The following is a 17,006-nucleotide window of genomic DNA, read 5'->3' as shown; positions in this document are numbered from 1 at the left end:
CGCTCGCGAGCGGCTTCGCTATCGCCGACCTACACCACGCGGTGGGACACGACCGGTCAATGATGGCTTTTGGTCAGCGCAGGATGATTTCTCCTGATTTGGACGGTGCAGGGGCGGTCATGATTTCATGCATGGAGATTCTCTGATTGAGCTGTTGAAAGATCAAGAGGCGTCTGCCAGACGCCCAACGGGCGAGCCCAGCATGATTGGGATGACCGGCGAAGATCGAAAGTGTGGCAGCATTCTGGAGCCTGGTCAGCGCAGCGACGCCCGCGAAGTCAATCGCGTTTGTCGGGACATACACGACGCAGCCGGAAGGCGTGCAGAAAGAGGAAGAATCGAGCGCGACGATGACGAGGGACCTGCCACTTGTTTTCGAGACATTCCTTGAAAGACTGTCACAGAGTATCGATGAGGCAGATTTCCGGGATGCCATGGCTGAGGCGGCCGGACGACTTGACCTAATCTCCTTTGCCTACCTCTCCTTGCCAGCACGGCCTTCCGGCAAACCGAGGCTAATTTCGAACTATCCACCCCGCTGGACCAGACAGTATCTGGAAAATCAGTATGAGAAACTCGATCCTGTGGTCTTGCGTGCTCGAAATGGCGGCTGCCCGTTTCACTGGGGATCGAATTTGGGAGGCGATAAAATGTCGCCGGCTCAACAGCAGCTATTCGATGAGGCGGCTCAATTCAGCATCTGCTGCGGTTTGACGATCCCAATTGTCGATCTCCGCGGCCGCATCGCTGCGGTTACTTTTGCCGCCGATGAGCCTCGTCCAGTATTTCTTCGGGTCGCTGAGCGGTACGAACAAGCTCTTCAGCTGATGGCGGCCTGCTTTCATCGTTGCGTTCGCCGCAAACTGCCGAGCGATCGAACAGTGGATGGGATTTCGCTGACATCCCGCGAATATGAGTGCCTGCGGTGGGCAGCGCGGGGTAATTCAGCCTGGGTGACCGGCCGCATCTTGGGCATCAAGCCACGCACGATCGCTTTTCATTTGGACAATGCCAAGAAGAAGCTAGGCGTGCGAACCCAAAATCAGGCTATAGCCCTTTTGGGGTCCGAAGGGTCCTCAATTCTCTGAGAAGCTTTTTGATCCGGTTGTGCTTGGTCCATTCGATCGCGCGCTTTGTATCGAGCGTTGACTGGATGCCGAGATCTTCTGTTCCGCCGGCTCGGTCAGGGCGATGCAGCCGTATCCTTCCAGTCCGCGCCGGTGATCTTAGTCTACCGGTGCTCGAGCGGGTGTTTCGTCGCTGACGAGCTAGTCGTGCGGTTTATAGTTTCCGAGAATGGCCCGCTTGCATACCTGCCTGCCGGTAATCTCTAACCGTTGACTTAGGGCGATGGCTTTCGGTTATCCGGCTTGAAAGCGAAGAGGTGGACCATTCTGCGTCGAGCGCCGGCACGATATGGAGTGCTGCTCCGGGCTATTACCCATCCAGACAGAGCGGAACCTTCTATCACGTCAGACGCTCGGACAATTGCCAAAACCCCGATTTCCTGGGAACTGAATTGTGCTCGCCACCGAGTCCATTTTGCCGGCGCGTCTGTGGTGCAGGTCCCGATCAGCCTGACCACTGGCTGCCACAGGAACTGCCTACTTGTATGACCGAGCACTGCGCATTTGTCAGCTGGCGAACAATTCCTTGTAGCCGCTCGTCACCATCCAGTTCGCACGGTCGAGATGACTACGAAGCGCCTTCCTGGCGCGCTCCGGTTCAAGTGCCGGATCAATGCCGAGGATCAGATGGGCCATTTCCTCTTGGGGCGCCTCATCGGCTGAGGCGTCCAGGAGCCTCATATAGGTGGTAAAGTGCGCCCTGTCGTAGGCGGTAAGACGGTCAGACCAAGGGACTTCGTCGAGCAGTGTTGGGCTTTGAATCCTATCTGTTCCCGTTGATCGATTCATGTCTGCCGCGAACCTCGCATGTTGATCGCTGGATTCAAGGCAGAATATCCCAAAATGGGATAATCCGAAACGGGGATTAGTCGCTGAGCCGGTCTCTACCTGACCGGTTCACCTAAATGCCAAAATCTCTTCGATCTCCCCGCCACCAGCGGTTTCTGGCCCAGTTGATCTCACTGCGCAAGGTCAAAGGGCTGACGCAGGCGCAGGTGGCTGAGATGCTTGGCCGTCCGCAATCTTTCGTGGCGAAATATGAGGGTGGAGAGCGGCGTCTCGATATCATTGAGTTTCTCGACGTAACTGCGGCCCTCGACGCTGATCCGTGTGAGATTCTGTTGAGCCTGCGGACGTAGTGGGCGCCCGCGCCCATCACCGCGCGTGCCGGGTGCCGGTGGGTCGATCCCTGCTTTTCTTGGCTCAGGGCGTCTCGACCATTCCGCTGCGCCTCCTCCTAGCGCGTCGTTACACTCTCGCAATTCTCTCTGTTGTGCCCTTCCCAGCAGGTGGCGCCGCATCCTTCTAGGCCCGCCGCGGCGTCCCGCAACCCTTAGCTAGGTGTGAGCTTCCAGTAAGTTGTCCATCCGGTCCTTCGGATGCGGTGCGGCTCAGACGGCGGGCCCGTTCCTGTCATGACTCGCCGCCGCACCGCTTCCTGGGAAGCAGCCATTGGCGAGCGGAGGACAAAACGATGAGACAGCGAAGGGCTGGGCCATCCGCGCCGACTGGAAGTCCTCGCGATCATCTTCGAGCGCATTCGCGCTGTGGTGATGCGTCGATGCATGGTGGTTACGCGACTTCGTTGCTTCAAGCGAAGCGACCGCACCGCCCATTTCGTCAACTGGCGAACAAATCCTTGTAGCCGCTCGTCACCACCCAGTTTGCACGGTCGAGATGACTGCGAAGGACGTTCCGTGCGCGCTCCGGTTCGCGTGCCGGATCAATGCCGAGGATCACATGGGCCATTTCCTCTTCAGTGGCGTTGTCGGCTGAGGCGTCCAGGAGCCTCATATAGGTTGTAAAGTGGTCCTTGTCGTAGGCTGTAATGCGGTCCGACCAGGGGACCTCGTCGGCAAACGGCGTGTTCGATTTGGGCTGTAACATCGCTAATTCTATCTCCGGAGAATGGACCGGCGAAGCCCTCTGGCTGCTAAATGTGGATTACATATTATAGTTGATAAACTCAAGCCGCCTGATCCGCTGGCTTGCGTGCATGGATATGCGCAAGTTGGTCGGACGGAATGTGCAGAGGATCAGGCAAAGGAAGCTTCTGACGCAGGAGCAGCTTGCGGAGATTTCCGGGTTCAGTCAGCAGTACATCAGCGGCTTGGAGAAAGGCCGAAGAAATCCGACAATTATCACGATCTATGAACTGGCATTGGCCCTCGGCGTCAGCCACATGGATCTGGTTCGGCCCGACAAACAGGCCTGATACACCCGCCCTCCAAGTAGCTGGCGGCCTGATGGCGCGCGCCGGGTGCTCGTGAACCCACGCTTTTCTTAGGGCCCCCGGCAGCCCCTGCCATTTGGCTCGCCCTGGCGCGGCGCACCCTATTGGACAGTCGGCCGCTGCGGTTTTTGTCAGCCTTTCCTGGGGCGTGGGGGTTGGTCGGCATTGCCTTTTAGGCCCGCCGCGGCCTCCCGCAACCTTCGCTCTCGCTTCAGGTCCTTCTCTTGGTTACGGTCCTTCGGATGCGGTCCGCCTCTTTCAGCGGGCCTAATCGCTTTCTGCCGCCCACCCCACGGGGACAGGCACGCGAGACTAGTATGGAGCGTTGCGGTTAGCGCACGAACAGCAAAGGAACTGAAAAAAACAGGCAACTGTCGCAGCATGGCTGAACCAGCCATCTAGGAGCCGCGTGTTCGCCGTAAGGCCCTGCCAGTAGGATCCCTGCAGTTGAAGTCATTGTCGGCATTCTGACAACGATGGACATGAACCGCCGAACTATCAAGGCGACCAGGTTGTTGTCTAGCAATGGTTTTCCGAATCGGCACGGCACTTGCGTTACCAAAAACAAGTACGCCGCGGCACGGATCGCCCAAGAGGCTGAACGACCTGATCTGTTCGACCCTCGCAGCAGGGTGGATGGCTAACACAAAGGAAACTTTGAAGGTGGACGTTTTCGAAAGTTCTCCAATACCTGTCAGGAAAACACGGATGCCATCTTTCTCGGTGGATCTAGCCTTGCTGGGAGTCGCATTCGTTTGGGGGGCGAGCTATCCGGTCGCGAAAGGCGCACTGTTCTACGCGCCGGTTTCGATACTTGTTCTTTATCGCTTCCTGATTACTACGATCATTACGGCAGTGGCTGCAAGACATGAGATCGCATTGGTCTCCTGGGGCGATTTCATCCGCGGCTTCGCATTGGGAACAATACTTTTTTGCATCTTTATTGCTGAAACTTACGGCGTTGCATCGACAAGCGCAATGAACACGGCCTTGATCATATCGCTTTGTGTGATTTTCACGCCGATCATCGACTATGGGCTATCACGGCGACTTCCACCTACGGGCATTTTGGCAAGTGCTGCCATAGCGTGCATCGGTGTCGGCATTCTCACTGGCGGGATCAGCAGGTTCAGCCCGGGTGACGCGCTTGTCTTGGGGGCCGCGATTCTGCGAGCGGTTATGGTCGTTTCCACCAAACGCCTTCTGGCCGGCCGGCAGATTTCATCTGCAGCCCTGACGGCCATCCAGGGATCGACGGTGGCAACACTTACTTTCGTTTTGGCCGTCGCTCAGTTCGGAATTTCAGGCCTTGTTGTGAGGGCCACCCTTCAGTTTTGGGGCGCTGTTGCCTTCCTTGCACTCTTCTGCACTCTCGCTGCAGTCTACATTCAAAATGCCGCAGTGAGAAAATCCACACCGACACGGGTTGGCTTCTTGATGGGAACAGAACCTTTTTTTGGTTTCGTTCTAGCGCACCTTCTTCTGAATGAGCCTTTGACAATACCGAGCTTGATAGGCGCAGGCCTCGTCCTCGCTGGGACGTTTGCTGGCATCTGGTTTGAGAGCAGGACATCCAAATGAACCCCATCTTGGCTTCCACCAAACCCGCCATCGGCGGCATTTCGAGTTTTGAAGATCTGGAGGCTTTTCCGGACCGAACCGCACCAGTTGCAACCATGTTCAGCGGCGGTCTCGACAGCACCTATCTTCTCTACAAGCTGCAAAGTCTTGGCTTTGCGAACATTGAAGCTGTCGCAGCGGATGTCGGAACGCGCATCGATCAGCCTTTGTTGGAACGGACGGCAGCCATGTTCGGCGCGCGCTTTGTCTGCCTCGAAGGGCGGGATGCCTTTGTCGAACAAGGCGTGAAATCAGCCATTCGAGCCCACGCCAAGTACCTTGGCATCTATCCGTTGAGCAGTTCGTTGAGCCGTCCCATAATCGCATCTTTGGTTGTTAATCATGCAAGGTCAATCGGCTCACGGCTGGTTCTTCATACAGCAAACCTTTCTCAAAACAGTCTTCCGCGCCTTAACAATAGCATTAAGCGCTCAGGATTTTCCGGCAACTTCGGCAGTCCGTATGAATGCTCCGTGATATCCCGACAACAGAAGACCTCCGACCTGTCCAAGTGTGGAGCGACTTTTGTGGCGGACCGTACGTGGAGCGCGGACGAAAACCTCTGGTGTCGGGAATTCGAGTCGGGGCCTTTGGAATTCCCGAAAACTTTTCCATCCCCGAGGAGGCATTTGCTTGGACGCGCAACATTCCCGCAGAGCAGCCGGTAGAGATCAAACTCGGGTTTGCAGACGGAAGTCTCGTGTCAATTGATGACCGTGATGTTGCATTGGTCGACGCAATCCCGTTCCTGAATAACACGGTCGGCAAATTCGGGCACGGCCGCTTTGTCGGGCTTGAACACATCACAACCGGCCAAAAGGTTCTCGAAGTCCGCGAGGCCCCTGCGGCGGCCATTATCTTCGACGCGCTGCGTCACCTCGAAACCGCTTCTCTTGACGTGGCATCAATCGTTTTGAAGCAAGGGCTTGAGCAAGCCTGGTCCCAAGAGGCGGTTTCAGGTGCATGGGGCAGTACTATTCACCAGATGTGCGAACGGGCCATTGCATCCGCCCTCGAGGGCGTTAGCGGGAGCGTCAGCTACATAGTCGATCACACACGCTTTTTACCTCGGTCGATCCGAGCCAGGACCCCGAGATACATTAGGGACCGCCACCTTTGGGAATACCAAGCCGCAACCCACATAGCGTCGTCCAAAGCGTTCCGTCCTCGCCTAGTCGCCAAAAGGGAGACACCCGTGGAAAACAACGCACCCCAGGCGCCGGCCAACCTCAGTCAACAATGCACTGACGGTCTGGTGACAAATGGATGGTGGTTTTCAAAAGGCGAGCGCGCCGAAGCCTGCTTTGGCATCGAAATTGATGCAGCCTGGAAGAACTTTGCTGACCATTGGAATCGACTTCTTCTCGATGAATACATGCGTGACGGCGGAACATATCGTTACCGGCGCTATAGCGCTTTTGAATATGACGCAACTGACGGTATCTTTAGGCTCCTACCCCACGCCCCCTACGAACAATCAAAAAGTGTCAATCATCTGAATGGCGGCTTCGAGCGCTACTTCGAGCCCCTTGAAAACTCCTTTATAGACCATCCCGTCTTAGAAAAGATTCTGACAGGTTTCTGCAGAATTCTATGTGAAGCCGCCCGACATGATCGTTGGAATATCAAGATCCATCCCTACCGGATTGTCGCGCGCGATGGTGTAAACGGCAAACCGGCACCCGAGGGCCTTCACCAGGACGGGGTGGACTTCATTGCTTGCTATATGATTGGGCGGGTCAACGTCACCGGCGGCATGAGCATGATCACCGACGCCTCAAAGGAGTTCCTCGGCGAGGTCGAAATGAACTCCCCGAATGATTTTGTGATCTGCAACGACCGCGAAACGTTTCACGATGTATCGTCGATTGTGGCCGAAAACCTGAAAATGCCGTACGCTTATCGCGACGTCCTTGTGATCGCCTTCGAGAAATTATAACGCCCAGCGCGCCGAGAGCATTTTCAACAAGGTTCAATACTGCTTGGTATCCTCTCGGGTGTTCCTGGTGCGGGAACAATGCAGGATTAATTTCTTGCATCTAAACACCTAGATAGCAGTTTCGCCTCCTCTGGTATGATGGTTTTTTGCCTCGCGGATCTCGCGTAATACGAATGACCGTGGACACCCCGATCTTCGCAAGAAAGTGAGAAATTATCCTCATGCTGTCCGACGAGGTGGTCTGCGGCTTCGGAGGCACCGGGAACTGGTTTGGTAGCCAGACATTTGGCATGGAACCGGACATGCTCTCGATCGCCAAGGGGCTTTCATCCGGTCACCTGCCCATTGGCGGCGTCATTATCTCGACAAGATTTATCAATGCGCCGCTGACGAGGCCCACAAGGTCGGCGTGTTCGGTCACGGTTTCCCCTACTCCGGTCATCCGGTGATAGCGGCCGTCGCCGCCGAGGCGATCAGGATCTACCGCGAGATCGATTTCGTGACCCAGGCGCGTCGTCTCGGCGATCACTTGCATGGAGCCCTCGCGGACGCGCTCGGCGACCATCCGCTTGTCGGTGAAGCCCGCGGCCGCGGCTTCAGGGTTCAGATCGTCGAGGATCGTGCGCCCGTCGCGTCTTCGCGCCCGAGCTGAGGATCGGCGATGTCGAGCGGCGGTGCCGCGAGCACGGCGTCATGATCCGCAATATGGGAGACGTGCTTGCAATCTGTCCGCCCTATATAATCACCGAAAGCGAGATCGACGCCTTGGTTGACGGCATTCGTTCTGCACTCGACGGCGCCGCTGCTGCGAATTCCCGGGTCGGTCGGGTGGCATGAGTTCCAGCATTAAGACCGACTGCTTCACTTCAGTGGATATTATCGAGCAAACGCTCACCCGAGGGGTGCACTTCATCCGTGTCCGGTACAAAACGTCACCCATGTCTCAGGTCGGGCACGCCGCTCGCCAACGACACCGAGTTCGGCCTCGCGGCCTACTTCGACACCGGCGATCTCGGTCGCGCCTTCCGCGTGATGGAAGGACTGAAGTACCGGCGTCAATGAAGGCCTGATCACCACGCCGGAGGTGCCGTTCCGCGGCGTCAAGGAATCGGGCCTCGGCAAGGAAGGCGGCCTCCAGGGCATCGTGGATTATCTCGACACCAAACATGTCTGCATCGGCGGTCTCGGCCTCTAGTGGTTCCCGCCTGACATAGGAGTCCAATCAGAGATTCCCTTTCTGGCCTGCGCGTGCGAGTCTGGCGCATGCGCACAGGAAGATCGTTCACCGTTTCGTCGGCCGGTCGCGTCCGTCTGACGGCGCTGATCAGGGATCGCAACGCCCCGCAAAAGCATGTCTGGCGCGCCGAGATCGTGCTTTTGCCCGCCGACGGCGTCGGCACCGGCGAGGTCATGCGCCGCATCGGCAAGTCGAAGACCGACGTCTGGCGCTGGCAGGAGCGCTTTGCCGCGGAAGGCTGTGACGGGCCGCTGCGCGACAAGACGCGACAGTCGCGCATTCCGCCGCTCGGTCCCGATGTCGGCGAGCGCGTCGTGGCACTGACGCTTGCCGATCCGCCGGGCGAGAGGACCCACTGGACCGCCGACATGATGGCGCAAGCCGCCGCAATCAGCGCCAGCGCCGTCAGGCGCATCTGGAAGGCGCATGGTCTCGCACCCCACCGCTGGCGCCAGTTCAAGCTCTCCAATGATCCGAAGTTCGTCGACAAGTTGCGCGACGTCGTCGGCCTCTATCTCGATGCGCCGGCCCATGCCATCGTTCTGTCGGTCGATGAAAAGAGCCAGATCCAGGCGCTCGACCGCACCCAACCCGGCCTGCCGATGAAGAAGGGGCGGCTCGGTACGATGAGGCACGACTACAAGCGCAACGGCACCACCACCCTGTTCGCCGCCTTCAACGTCCACTATTGTCCCGTTGACGAGAATATCATCTTAGTTGCTTGTAACAATTTGTTCTCCACTTCCGTCTCCATCGTATCTCAGTCAACGCGATGGAGCAGGAAATGACTACAGACATTGTGAAAGTGGAAGAAGGCAGGGCAATCGGCTCTAATCGTGACGTGCCGCTGTCAGATCATGAGGCGGAAGCCCTAGGGCATCTTGCGGTGGCGCTGGGTGGCATTTTCGACGACCATTCGGTCCGCCGCCTACAAACACGCGCTAAACTCTAGTCACGCGATGAAGCCCCTAAAGGAGACGGAGGACGCGCTTACCGACTACGACGCCTTGGCGAGGGCGGCGGGCCGAAAGCAGCCGAAATTGGCGGAGGAGGACGACAGGAAGCGGGGACGCCCTAGCGAGAGAGGCCGCCGCACAGGTCAGCAGGGTCGTTCAGACCCGATCTTTCCCGCTGGAGCAGACCGCGAAGGGTACCGGTGGCGTCAACGGACTACGTTCGGCAGGTGGTCATGGCAGATAGTCAGCTTGGAGCAGTGTCGGCACTGGTGCACGCGCGGCGAGTGGCTCCAGAACGCTTCCTTGCTTCTGTTCCCAGTGTAGATAATAATCCGGATGCTCCGCTTTTGACCTCTTTTTCGGACTATCTGAGCAGGGTGTGCGGACTGGAGTCAAAGTCCCGCGAAGGCGTTCTCCTAGGCAGCCGCCGCTTTCTGGATTGGTTCCATCACCACCATTCCCGGCCAAGACCTCGGCGCGTTGACGGCTGAGCATGTCCTTGCCGCTGTCGAACATCGGCTGTCACTATCGGCGACCTCCGGTACCCGCACCGCAGCAACTTCTCACATCCGGACATTTCTTCGGTTTTTGTATTGGGCTGGCCACCACGACCAGAATCTCGCGCGCGTCGTCCCCAGGACGCCCCACTGGCGTTTGGCTCATCTAACCCTCGAACTCGGCTACGGCCCGTCGACGGTCTTCTTCACATGGGTCGGATTCGACGAAATGGACGAGGTCACAGGCGACGGCCATGCTGAACTGCTCGACGACGGCTCCATCGAGATCACCTTCCTCTATCACAACGGCGACGAGGCAATCCTCAAGGCCAAACGGGACACTTCTTCAACGGCCTGCTAGGAGATCCGTGTTCGCCTTGCGCTGACAAAGAAGCTCACACATGACGTCCGGGAGACGATGCTGGCAAATGGTCTGGCTGAAGCATTCCACCCACAATACCAAAGCCCGTCCCGATCCAAAGCGCTTGTAAGCACTCCACCTCAGGCGCAAGGCCGGTTGGCCAGTGCATCTTCTTGGTCCGCCGGAAGAGAACCCCGCCCGACAATAGCTTCATGAGGTCTTGCGCTGCAGTGTCGACCGTAAAAAAGGGCGCGCGAGGCGCCCTTCATTTTAAACCGGCAGTCGGGAAGCAGACTTCACTCTGATATTCAAAAGCGGTAGGTGACACCTGCGCCTATCAGCCAGGGATCGAGCTCCGCCTTCCCCGTCAGCTTCGCGCCGGCCACCGTGACGTCGAAGTCCGGCCTCAGGAAAAGCTTCTTCACGTCGAAGTTGAGGCCCCAGTGCTGGTCCACCATGTAGTCGAATCCGACCTGCAGCGCCGTGCCGAACGTGTTCTTCACCTTGAGAGCGTCAGCGCTGCCGGTGTCCTGGTTATAGAAGATCGTGTAGTTCACGCCGGCGCCGACATAAGGCTTGAACGCGCCGAGATCGGTAAAATGGTACTGCAACGTGAGCGTCGGCGGCAGCAGCCAAGCTTTGCCGATGTTGCCCAACCCACCGATCGTCCCTTGGCCCGCGATGTTGGCATAGGTGGTACCGAGTATGAGTTCGGCGGCGATGTTGTCGTTAAAGAAATACGAGATATCGAGTTCCGGCGTCACCGTGTCCGAATAGGAAAGACCGGAGCCGGGAAGCGTATCAACGTAGCCCAGATCTTTCGTAACGACGCCCAACGCCCGCAGGCGGACCTGCCAAGGGCTTGGCGCTTCGGTGACCGAGGCTCCCGTCTCCGCCAGGACGGTCTCTGCTTGCGAAGGCTCCGCGGCGACGGCCTGCTGTCCCACCATGATTAGGGCCACCGCCGCTGCTATTGCCCGCGCTACGCCCATTCGCGTTCTCGCCATGATATTCACTCCTTGATGTTCAGAAAGGATGCACTGCACTATTTCGTCTCCTGCTCGAATGAATCGTTGATGGAGCTCAAATGCTCCTCTTGCGTTGCAACGCGTACCGCCATCTCCGGAAGGTGATCGTTGAAGCCGATTGCGCTGCGGAGAAAATTGGTGCCTAGACTGATGAATGCGGCTTGCTCCCGATTGTCCTTGCCGTAGCCGTGCCCGCCTGCGCTGGCCTCGTAGAAGTAAGCGGGATAGCCAAGAGCCTGCAGTTTTGCGGCCATCTTGCGCGCATGGCCCGGATGGACGCGGTCGTCGCGTTTCGTGGTGGCGATCAGGATAGGCGGATAGGGCTGTCCCGGCGCCGCGGCGTGATAGGCGGAGATTTCCTTCAGGAAAGCCCAATCGTGAGCCTTGTCCGGATCGCCATATTCGTCGATCCAACTCGCGCCCGCTAAGAGCTTGGTGTAGCGACGCATGTCGATAAGCGGAATTGTGCAGAACAGAGCCCCGAAATGCTCAGGATAGCGGGTCAGCATGTTGGCGATCAGCAGGCCGCCGTTTGAGCCGCCCTCGGCGGCAATCCGCCTCGGCAGGGTGATGCCCCTTCGCACGAGGTCGGCGGCAACGGCGGCGAAATCGTCATGGGCCAGACGCTTGCCCTCCCTGCGCCCGGCATCATGCCAGCGGGTGCCGAACTCGCCGCCGCCGCGGATGTTCGCCTCCACACACGTGCCGCCGCGCTCGAGCCACAGCTTGCCCAGCGGGGAGTTGTAGTAGGGCAGGAGTGATACGCCGAACCCGCCATAAGCGGAAAGGTGAATCGGAGCATCTCCGTTCCCGTTCGCCGGACCAACCTGCGTATAGGGGATCAGCTCATGATCGATAGAGATTGCCTCGTGGCGCGTGACCACCAGTCCGGATGCATCGAAATTCTTCGGGCTGCGCTTCAGGATTGCTGAAGCGCTGAGAGACGGCGCGGCATTGAGATCGAACAGCAAGAGCTGCGGCGGCGTGATCGGATCCTGAGCACAGACCAGGACCTCTCCATTGGTCTCCTGAACTGCCGCATCGAATGACCAGACGTCGACAGTCCCTTCGGCGGGCAGGGTGTTCAGGACTCGGCGCGTCCATTCCTGGTGGCCGGGAGTGAACATCTCGAAACGCGGTACGAGATTGACGAGGTAAGAGATAATGAGCTTCCCGTCATTCCAGAAGAATGACTGCAGGGAGCGCCTTTCCCCTGGTTGAAACAGGGTCTCAAAACGGCGACCGCCGGCGAGGAAAGAGGAAAGCGAGATGACGATCAGCGCGTCGGCGGGATGGGTGGTGCCTCCCACCGTCCAGGGCTTTTGCGGCCTTACCGCCAGCCAGTCGCCGAAGACCTGCCGCGACGCGTCGCGAGGAAGATCGATCTGCCTCCTCGGCCCGCTCCTGTCGCCGATCCAGCTGATCTTCTCGAAGAAGGCCGGCTGCTCGATGAACCAAAGGCGCTCGCTGCGGCCGGTGCGGTCCGAATGACCAGACACCTTGAGGCTCTGGAACCCGGCCTCGTAGATTACCGGCGTGGTGAGGGGATCCGCGTCACGCTTCCACAGTCGCACGGTGCGCGCATAGCCGGAGCGGGTGGCCATGCCATTACCAAGCGCACTGGAAAGCAGAAGCGTGTCAGGGTCCAGCCAACTAACGTAGCCTTTGGCCTCGGGGAGATTGAAACCGTCGGCCACAAAGCTCAGAGAGATCAGGTCGAATTCGCGATGCACGACCGCGTCGCTGCCGCCGCGCGACAGGCGCAGAACGGCTCTTTCCCGTCTCTCCGGCTCGACGGACGCGCCGTCCCAGATCCAATCCTCTCCGTCGCTAGCCGCGAGAGCATCTAGATCGAGCAGTAGCTCCCATTGGGGATCCGCCTTCATGTAGGCGGCAAGGGTGGTCCGGCGCCACAGTCCGCGTGGATTTCCGGCATCTCGCCAATAATTGTAGAGGTACTGACCACGGCGCGCGATCAGGGGAAGGTTGTAGCGATTGTCGAAAATGGCTGTCAGAGCCGCCCGGTCGCGCTCGAACTGCGTTCCACCGAAGTGCTTCAGGGTCTTTGCCGACTGGCCGGCGGCCCAGGCAAGTGCCCGCTCGCCCTCTACATCTTCAAGCCAGAGATAGGGATCGTCGTCGGGAGCATCCAGCGTTGGACGGACATCAAATGCGTTCATGTCCGGACAGCCTTCAGAAAGAAGGGATAGAGGCTTCCGTCGGCTCGGGAACGCTCAGTGTTGGTAGCGGCGCCCACATGTTCGAAAAGCGTGATCATTGATGAGTTCTTCCAGTCGGTGCGGCATCGCAGGGCTTTTGCGCATAGGATCGCAACCGTCGTGCCAACTGGGAAAATCGTTTCGGAACAATGCGATCGCTCTGGAAGCGTTGTGTCACATGTCCGACATCGTCGAGAATCCGACAACGAGTGCTCCTCCTAATCACCGGATCAACCTCCGGCGCCAGTCGGTGACACCGTGCAGAACTCGAGCAGTGAAGCTCATTGGTGAACTTGGTTGACGCCCAACATCTTCGCTCTGGAGCGCTTCACGCACACGGATTCATGGCAGACACCATGAGGCGATCGATGCGGTTAGCGACCAAGCTGGCTGCGCCTGTGGGTTTCAGCCGCCAGCTGGAAGCAGCGGAGTTCTGAGGAGATGCGACGAGCGCCCCCAAAGCTCGCCAAGCGCATTGAAATACGTGAGCACTGTCAGATACGGATCGGCGGGATCTTCCCCTTCTTGCGTCGGGCTGGAAGTCAGTGCCTGCGCGCCTGCCAGCAGGGTCTGCATGCTCCGAAGAAAGAGGAGTTTAGGCCCGCGATCCTGACTCGCCACACCGACGTAGAGGCGGGCTGGCTCTCGTGTCGATGGCACAGTCCTGGCGAAGAAGCTGTCGGTACGGTGGATGCCGGGTGGCGGAAATACGGCCGTCTCCGAACGATCGAACAAGGCTGCGATCTGTTTCTCCGCCCTTCGGACGGTCGCGGTCGAAGCGACGATTTTGGACGAATGAGTCCATGAAGACCCGGCCGCGACGACAGCAGGTCGATCGCTGTTTCGTAGAGTGCGGCCACCGTTCCAAGCGGGCCAGAGATCAGGTGCAGTTCGTCCTGGATGACAAGATCCGGCGGATCGAGCCGATGCCCGTTTCCGAAGGGGCGACCTTCGCCTGGCTCATACGCGCCGAAGAACCCCTTGTCCGGATCATACCGGTCTACGTGTCCAAAGAATGCGCCGCTCTTGCCAATCCATGGAAGGGAGGCAAATTTGTCCACCGTGGCGATGAGAAATGCGGGAAGACGGCGGTAAATTGGCTCGTCCACCACGAGCACCGGCAGGTGTCGATCCCGCGTGAAGTCGCATTCGGCGTTCTCGCATTTGAGCACTAGATTCTGCGGAGCCGTCCTGTTGGGCGTGAAGTGGAAGCTCTCTGGCTTGAAGGGCTCACCACACCACGGACATGCCTTCAGTGGCACCGGGGATTTCGTCTTAGGTCTGCTCTGGTACCGCTTCAGCCAGGTCGTCGCGGCGTCCTTGTCGGAAGAATTTCGCGGCTGGATTGTTCGGTGAGGCTGCGCCGCCCACCCAGAGTCCAATCTCGATCGGCCATTCGCCAAGCGTGTTCCGGCCATTGTCATCATGGGTCCGCAGGAATTCGAGCGCGCAGACGAGACCAGCGGCGTGAGCAGGCGTAACGTGTAGCGCATGATGACGCTGATGCCCGCACCCAGCACGCCAGATCCGCGGAGCCGCCTCAGCACAATCGCATAGGCGGCAAGTCCAAGATACGCTCTTGCCGCCGCCGGTCGGAAAAAAAAGCAGGTCGACGATCTCGCGCTCACCACTGTTTCGGTCGGTCACGCCAACGAGATTGAGGAGGACGAAGGCTAGCTGGAACGGCCGCCATGTTGGCGGGTCTACATCGCCCGGCAGCTTCTTCTGGATCACTGCCTCGCGCCGGCGGTTGGCCATCGCCATCGCCGTATTCATCAGGCCGAATGCTTCACGCGCCACCGTATCACGCTTAAGGAGATCTATCCCATCGCGAATCCTGCTGCCGGCGGTGTCAACATTTTCCAGAAGCGCCTGGCCCGTCTTTAGCCGTCTCGGCGCAAGCCCTGTCATCATTCCTTCCTGACCCCGCCGCCACTCGGCGTAAAGTTCAGGCAGTGAATCCAAGGCTGCACTGACCGCTTCGGCTCCGGAAACGGCAGCCCGAGCGAGAGCCTCCATGCCGAACTCGACGCCATCGCTCCTTGCCGGGACGACACGCTCCACCTCCTGCTGCGGAAGGAAATCGGTCCAAACACGCGTCACGGGGAGCGGATCGTTCGTCGCGTCACGCCGTTCTTGCCAGCCTGCAGATGTGTTGCGACCAACGGCATATTCGCGGACATCGCGATAATGGAGATCGCCCAGCCTAAGTTCGAAATCATCGGACTGGTAGGTGGACAGGTCGCTGCGCGGATAAAATCCATCCGCACATTCGAGCTCGATCCGGGTCTGGAACGCGTAGGCCACGTCCTTGTACGGAGCCTTTGTGCTCCGTCGACGGTTTACCAAGAAGACGGTGATGACGCGCAGACGCTCTTCAGCCCCTTCCGGAGTCTTTTGACGGAGCACACGGTGTGAACGGCGACTTCGATGCCGCCGCCCGGCCTGTGAGGCGCAGCGCTTTCCGGCAGCGGGATCCCGGACTGGTTCCGAGTGACGTCGAGGACGATCGCGGCTTCGCCGGAAACCCGAACCCAACGGAGGTTCTCGGGCTTTTCTGGCTTTGGCTTGCCCTTTCCCGACACTTCGGGAATGAGGAGCGCATCGGGCAATGGGGGCTCCGTCTTATAGTTCCCCCATGTTGCGCGCAGCGTGACTTGACTCACCGTTTCCGGAAGAACCACCGTCAACCCTATCGACGACGGAAGAAACCTGTCCCGCGGTGGTTGGTCAGTCGAATCCTTCTCATCGACCTCCTCCTCGACAGCGGAGTCCAGCGTCTCACTGGCGAGAAGGTCATCGGCAGTTTCTTCGATGGTTTCCTCGCCGTCAGGTATCACAGGCGCAACACCGTCGTAGGCGGGAACGATAAAGCCCCCGACGTACCTAGCGATGGCTTCTTGGTCAGGACTTCGCGTGCGAGATCCTGATCAAGGTCAGGATTCGGGCCGACTAGGTCGGATATATCGCGATTTGGACCAGCGAAGCCCCAGTGAGGATCGTGGCTGGCCGTTGATCGGAAACGAATCGGAGGCACCTTCAGGTAACGCACGATGAAGTTCACCATTTCCCTTTCTGATGCAGCTCGTCACACTATTACGCTTGCCACACTGGAAGCCTATGTTCTCGGAGATGGTCGTCCGCGCCGAACAAAGCTGGAAACGCTGGGGTATCTTTGGGGCTTCAGTCGCGAGGACTCGAAAGGAACGACCCATTTCCATGTCGATCTTATGAGTCTCAGCATTTCAGCCAAGCGATCACGGAACAGCGTGAAGCCCAACGATCAGGCTGTCCGCCTGAAGAGCGAACTGATGGTTCGATGGGCACCACACTTGACGCTCATCGGTGATTTCCACAGTCATCCCTATGAAAATCTTGCCGAGGTACGGGGCATTAGTGGATTCGAGTTTTCGGATGCTGACGAAGCATCATTTCTAGACGACGACTTCCTGTGGGAGCGGGCTAACGACCAGCCAATCATGCTGGCAATGACAATCTGCAAGCTGGCGCGGGTCCATGAAAAGCATGCCGCTGAGACCATACGCTCGAACATTGCGCATTTCGACGTGGGTGAATTTCGGTTCTGGTTGAATGCTGCTGTTGGATTCCTAGACGCCTCCGGGTCCAGATGCTGCACTGGGAATCGTCCTTCAAACGTGGAACTCAGAATTGATTCTCGCTTCTACAATTACTCGAGAGACAGGCTCGTCCGTGCATTGATTTCCTCGCCTTCTCGGTCGTGTCCCACCGCGTGGTGTAGGTCGGCGATAGCGAAGCCGCTCGCGAGCG

At 58.5% G+C, this 17,006-nt stretch carries 20 protein-coding genes and 3 pseudogenes; 15 read left to right on the top strand and 8 right to left on the bottom strand.

What is annotated here, in order from left to right; all coding sequences use genetic code 11:
* The first annotated feature begins 350 nt into the window (after positions 1-350).
* The gene (locus tag E5X88_RS32055) at positions 351-1,088 is read left to right on the top strand and encodes a LuxR family transcriptional regulator (protein ID WP_127248563.1); all 738 of its coding nucleotides are present in this window, start codon (positions 351-353) and stop codon (positions 1,086-1,088) included.
* Between the two features lie 546 nt (positions 1,089-1,634).
* Here E5X88_RS32055 and E5X88_RS32050 read toward each other — a convergent pair.
* Positions 1,635-1,916 (bottom strand): DUF2285 domain-containing protein, encoded by a 282-nt coding sequence (locus E5X88_RS32050; RefSeq protein ID WP_091597912.1) that lies wholly within the window; start codon positions 1,914-1,916, stop codon positions 1,635-1,637.
* 116 nt (positions 1,917-2,032) lie between these two features.
* Here E5X88_RS32050 and E5X88_RS32045 point away from each other — a divergent pair, with 116 nt between their 5' ends.
* Entirely contained in the window at positions 2,033-2,266 is a 234-nt protein-coding gene (locus E5X88_RS32045; RefSeq protein ID WP_091597910.1) for a helix-turn-helix transcriptional regulator, read from the top strand.
* Between the two features lie 481 nt (positions 2,267-2,747).
* Here E5X88_RS32045 and E5X88_RS32040 read toward each other — a convergent pair whose 3' ends face one another.
* On the bottom strand, positions 2,748-3,014 hold the full coding sequence (locus E5X88_RS32040) for a DUF2285 domain-containing protein (RefSeq protein WP_029354712.1): 267 nt from the start codon (positions 3,012-3,014) through the stop codon (positions 2,748-2,750).
* 109 nt (positions 3,015-3,123) lie between these two features.
* Between E5X88_RS32040 and E5X88_RS32035 the strand changes: the two genes are divergently transcribed.
* The 5 genes and pseudogenes from E5X88_RS32035 to E5X88_RS32015 form a co-directional block, all read left to right on the top strand.
* Complete coding sequence (locus tag E5X88_RS32035) at positions 3,124-3,342, top strand: helix-turn-helix transcriptional regulator (RefSeq protein WP_292168212.1); 219 nt, start codon at positions 3,124-3,126, stop codon at positions 3,340-3,342.
* Between the two features lie 726 nt (positions 3,343-4,068).
* The gene (locus E5X88_RS32030) at positions 4,069-4,941 is read left to right on the top strand and encodes a DMT family transporter (RefSeq protein ID WP_292168210.1); all 873 of its coding nucleotides are present in this window, start codon (positions 4,069-4,071) and stop codon (positions 4,939-4,941) included.
* Positions 4,938-5,648 (top strand): argininosuccinate synthase domain-containing protein, encoded by a 711-nt coding sequence (locus tag E5X88_RS32025; protein WP_292168208.1) that lies wholly within the window; start codon positions 4,938-4,940, stop codon positions 5,646-5,648. The genes E5X88_RS32030 and E5X88_RS32025 overlap by 4 nt, the downstream gene beginning before the upstream one ends.
* The gene (locus E5X88_RS32020; RefSeq protein ID WP_292168206.1) at positions 5,546-6,919 is read left to right on the top strand and encodes a 2OG-Fe dioxygenase family protein; all 1,374 of its coding nucleotides are present in this window, start codon (positions 5,546-5,548) and stop codon (positions 6,917-6,919) included. Before E5X88_RS32025 ends, E5X88_RS32020 begins: the two co-directional genes overlap by 103 nt.
* Before the next feature lie 221 nt (positions 6,920-7,140).
* A pseudogene (locus E5X88_RS32015) lies at positions 7,141-7,239 on the top strand (aminotransferase class III-fold pyridoxal phosphate-dependent enzyme); the annotation flags it as partial.
* A 14-nt stretch (positions 7,240-7,253) separates the two neighbouring features.
* Here the strand turns inward: E5X88_RS32015 and E5X88_RS32010 are convergent.
* On the bottom strand, positions 7,254-7,454 hold the full coding sequence (locus tag E5X88_RS32010) for a hypothetical protein (protein ID WP_245517296.1): 201 nt from the start codon (positions 7,452-7,454) through the stop codon (positions 7,254-7,256).
* Here E5X88_RS32010 and E5X88_RS32005 point away from each other — a divergent pair.
* From E5X88_RS32005 to E5X88_RS31980, 6 genes and pseudogenes are all read left to right on the top strand, one after another.
* On the top strand, positions 7,365-7,571 hold the full coding sequence (locus E5X88_RS32005) for a hypothetical protein (RefSeq protein ID WP_292168205.1): 207 nt from the start codon (positions 7,365-7,367) through the stop codon (positions 7,569-7,571). The two genes, E5X88_RS32010 and E5X88_RS32005, sit on opposite strands and share 90 nt — an antisense overlap.
* A gap of 41 nt (positions 7,572-7,612) precedes the next feature.
* Positions 7,613-7,756 carry a hypothetical protein gene (locus tag E5X88_RS32000; RefSeq protein WP_287172797.1) on the top strand — a complete coding sequence of 48 codons (144 nt, stop codon included), beginning with the start codon at positions 7,613-7,615 and terminating at the stop codon, positions 7,754-7,756.
* 123 nt (positions 7,757-7,879) lie between these two features.
* Positions 7,880-8,114 (top strand): annotated as a pseudogene (locus tag E5X88_RS31995) (aldehyde dehydrogenase family protein); the annotation flags it as partial.
* Between the two features lie 68 nt (positions 8,115-8,182).
* Positions 8,183-8,839: pseudogene (locus E5X88_RS31990) on the top strand (IS630 family transposase); the annotation flags it as partial.
* A 101-nt stretch (positions 8,840-8,940) separates the two neighbouring features.
* Positions 8,941-9,108, top strand: coding sequence for a hypothetical protein (locus E5X88_RS31985; protein WP_292168202.1), 168 nt, complete (start codon positions 8,941-8,943; stop codon positions 9,106-9,108).
* A 658-nt stretch (positions 9,109-9,766) separates the two neighbouring features.
* Positions 9,767-9,970, top strand: coding sequence for a hypothetical protein (locus E5X88_RS31980; RefSeq protein ID WP_287310941.1), 204 nt, complete (start codon positions 9,767-9,769; stop codon positions 9,968-9,970).
* Positions 9,971-10,278: 308 nt separating this feature from the next.
* Here the strand turns inward: E5X88_RS31980 and E5X88_RS31975 are convergent, their stop codons facing one another.
* From E5X88_RS31975 to E5X88_RS31965, 3 genes are all read right to left on the bottom strand, one after another.
* Positions 10,279-10,977, bottom strand: a complete 699-nt coding sequence (locus E5X88_RS31975; RefSeq protein ID WP_287172802.1) for an OmpW family protein — start codon at positions 10,975-10,977, stop codon at positions 10,279-10,281.
* A 38-nt stretch (positions 10,978-11,015) separates the two neighbouring features.
* Positions 11,016-13,178 carry a prolyl oligopeptidase family serine peptidase gene (locus tag E5X88_RS31970; protein ID WP_292168200.1) on the bottom strand — a complete coding sequence of 721 codons (2,163 nt, stop codon included), beginning with the start codon at positions 13,176-13,178 and terminating at the stop codon, positions 11,016-11,018.
* Between the two features lie 444 nt (positions 13,179-13,622).
* On the bottom strand, positions 13,623-13,793 hold the full coding sequence (locus E5X88_RS31965; RefSeq protein WP_292168199.1) for a hypothetical protein: 171 nt from the start codon (positions 13,791-13,793) through the stop codon (positions 13,623-13,625).
* A gap of 227 nt (positions 13,794-14,020) precedes the next feature.
* On the opposite strand from E5X88_RS31965, the gene E5X88_RS31960 reads away from it, so the two are divergent.
* Complete coding sequence (locus E5X88_RS31960; RefSeq protein ID WP_127313405.1) at positions 14,021-14,392, top strand: hypothetical protein; 372 nt, start codon at positions 14,021-14,023, stop codon at positions 14,390-14,392.
* A gap of 100 nt (positions 14,393-14,492) precedes the next feature.
* Here the strand turns inward: E5X88_RS31960 and E5X88_RS31955 are convergent, their stop codons facing one another.
* Together E5X88_RS31955 and E5X88_RS31950 are read right to left on the bottom strand one after the other, a co-directional pair.
* Complete coding sequence (locus E5X88_RS31955) at positions 14,493-15,524, bottom strand: hypothetical protein (protein ID WP_292168196.1); 1,032 nt, start codon at positions 15,522-15,524, stop codon at positions 14,493-14,495.
* A 35-nt stretch (positions 15,525-15,559) separates the two neighbouring features.
* On the bottom strand, positions 15,560-16,057 hold the full coding sequence (locus tag E5X88_RS31950; RefSeq protein WP_051695310.1) for a hypothetical protein: 498 nt from the start codon (positions 16,055-16,057) through the stop codon (positions 15,560-15,562).
* A gap of 213 nt (positions 16,058-16,270) precedes the next feature.
* Here E5X88_RS31950 and E5X88_RS31945 point away from each other — a divergent pair.
* Positions 16,271-17,006 (top strand): hypothetical protein (locus E5X88_RS31945; protein WP_292168195.1); only part of this gene is annotated, 736 nt, incomplete at its 3' end.

Source organism: Mesorhizobium sp., assembly GCF_004962245.1.
In the GTDB taxonomy this organism is placed as follows: Bacteria; Pseudomonadota; Alphaproteobacteria; order Rhizobiales; family Rhizobiaceae; genus Mesorhizobium.
This window is presented reverse-complemented; position numbering and strand designations above follow the sequence as displayed.

Coding starts and splice junctions, on each gene's coding strand:
- E5X88_RS31965 (WP_292168199.1), bottom strand. CDS start 13,793: ATGCAGACCCTGCTGGCAGGCGCGCAGGCACTGACTTCCAGCCCGACG.
- E5X88_RS31960 (WP_127313405.1), top strand. CDS start 14,021: ATGAAGACCCGGCCGCGACGACAGCAGGTCGATCGCTGTTTCGTAGAG.
- E5X88_RS31970 (WP_292168200.1), bottom strand. CDS start 13,178: ATGAACGCATTTGATGTCCGTCCAACGCTGGATGCTCCCGACGACGAT.
- E5X88_RS32010 (WP_245517296.1), bottom strand. CDS start 7,454: ATGCAAGTGATCGCCGAGACGACGCGCCTGGGTCACGAAATCGATCTC.
- E5X88_RS31985 (WP_292168202.1), top strand. CDS start 8,941: ATGACTACAGACATTGTGAAAGTGGAAGAAGGCAGGGCAATCGGCTCT.
- E5X88_RS32040 (WP_029354712.1), bottom strand. CDS start 3,014: ATGTTACAGCCCAAATCGAACACGCCGTTTGCCGACGAGGTCCCCTGG.
- E5X88_RS31975 (WP_287172802.1), bottom strand. CDS start 10,977: ATGGCGAGAACGCGAATGGGCGTAGCGCGGGCAATAGCAGCGGCGGTG.
- E5X88_RS32000 (WP_287172797.1), top strand. CDS start 7,613: ATGATCCGCAATATGGGAGACGTGCTTGCAATCTGTCCGCCCTATATA.
- E5X88_RS32030 (WP_292168210.1), top strand. CDS start 4,069: ATGCCATCTTTCTCGGTGGATCTAGCCTTGCTGGGAGTCGCATTCGTT.
- E5X88_RS32055 (WP_127248563.1), top strand. CDS start 351: ATGACGAGGGACCTGCCACTTGTTTTCGAGACATTCCTTGAAAGACTG.
- E5X88_RS32035 (WP_292168212.1), top strand. CDS start 3,124: ATGGATATGCGCAAGTTGGTCGGACGGAATGTGCAGAGGATCAGGCAA.
- E5X88_RS32050 (WP_091597912.1), bottom strand. CDS start 1,916: ATGAATCGATCAACGGGAACAGATAGGATTCAAAGCCCAACACTGCTC.
- E5X88_RS32025 (WP_292168208.1), top strand. CDS start 4,938: ATGAACCCCATCTTGGCTTCCACCAAACCCGCCATCGGCGGCATTTCG.
- E5X88_RS32045 (WP_091597910.1), top strand. CDS start 2,033: ATGCCAAAATCTCTTCGATCTCCCCGCCACCAGCGGTTTCTGGCCCAG.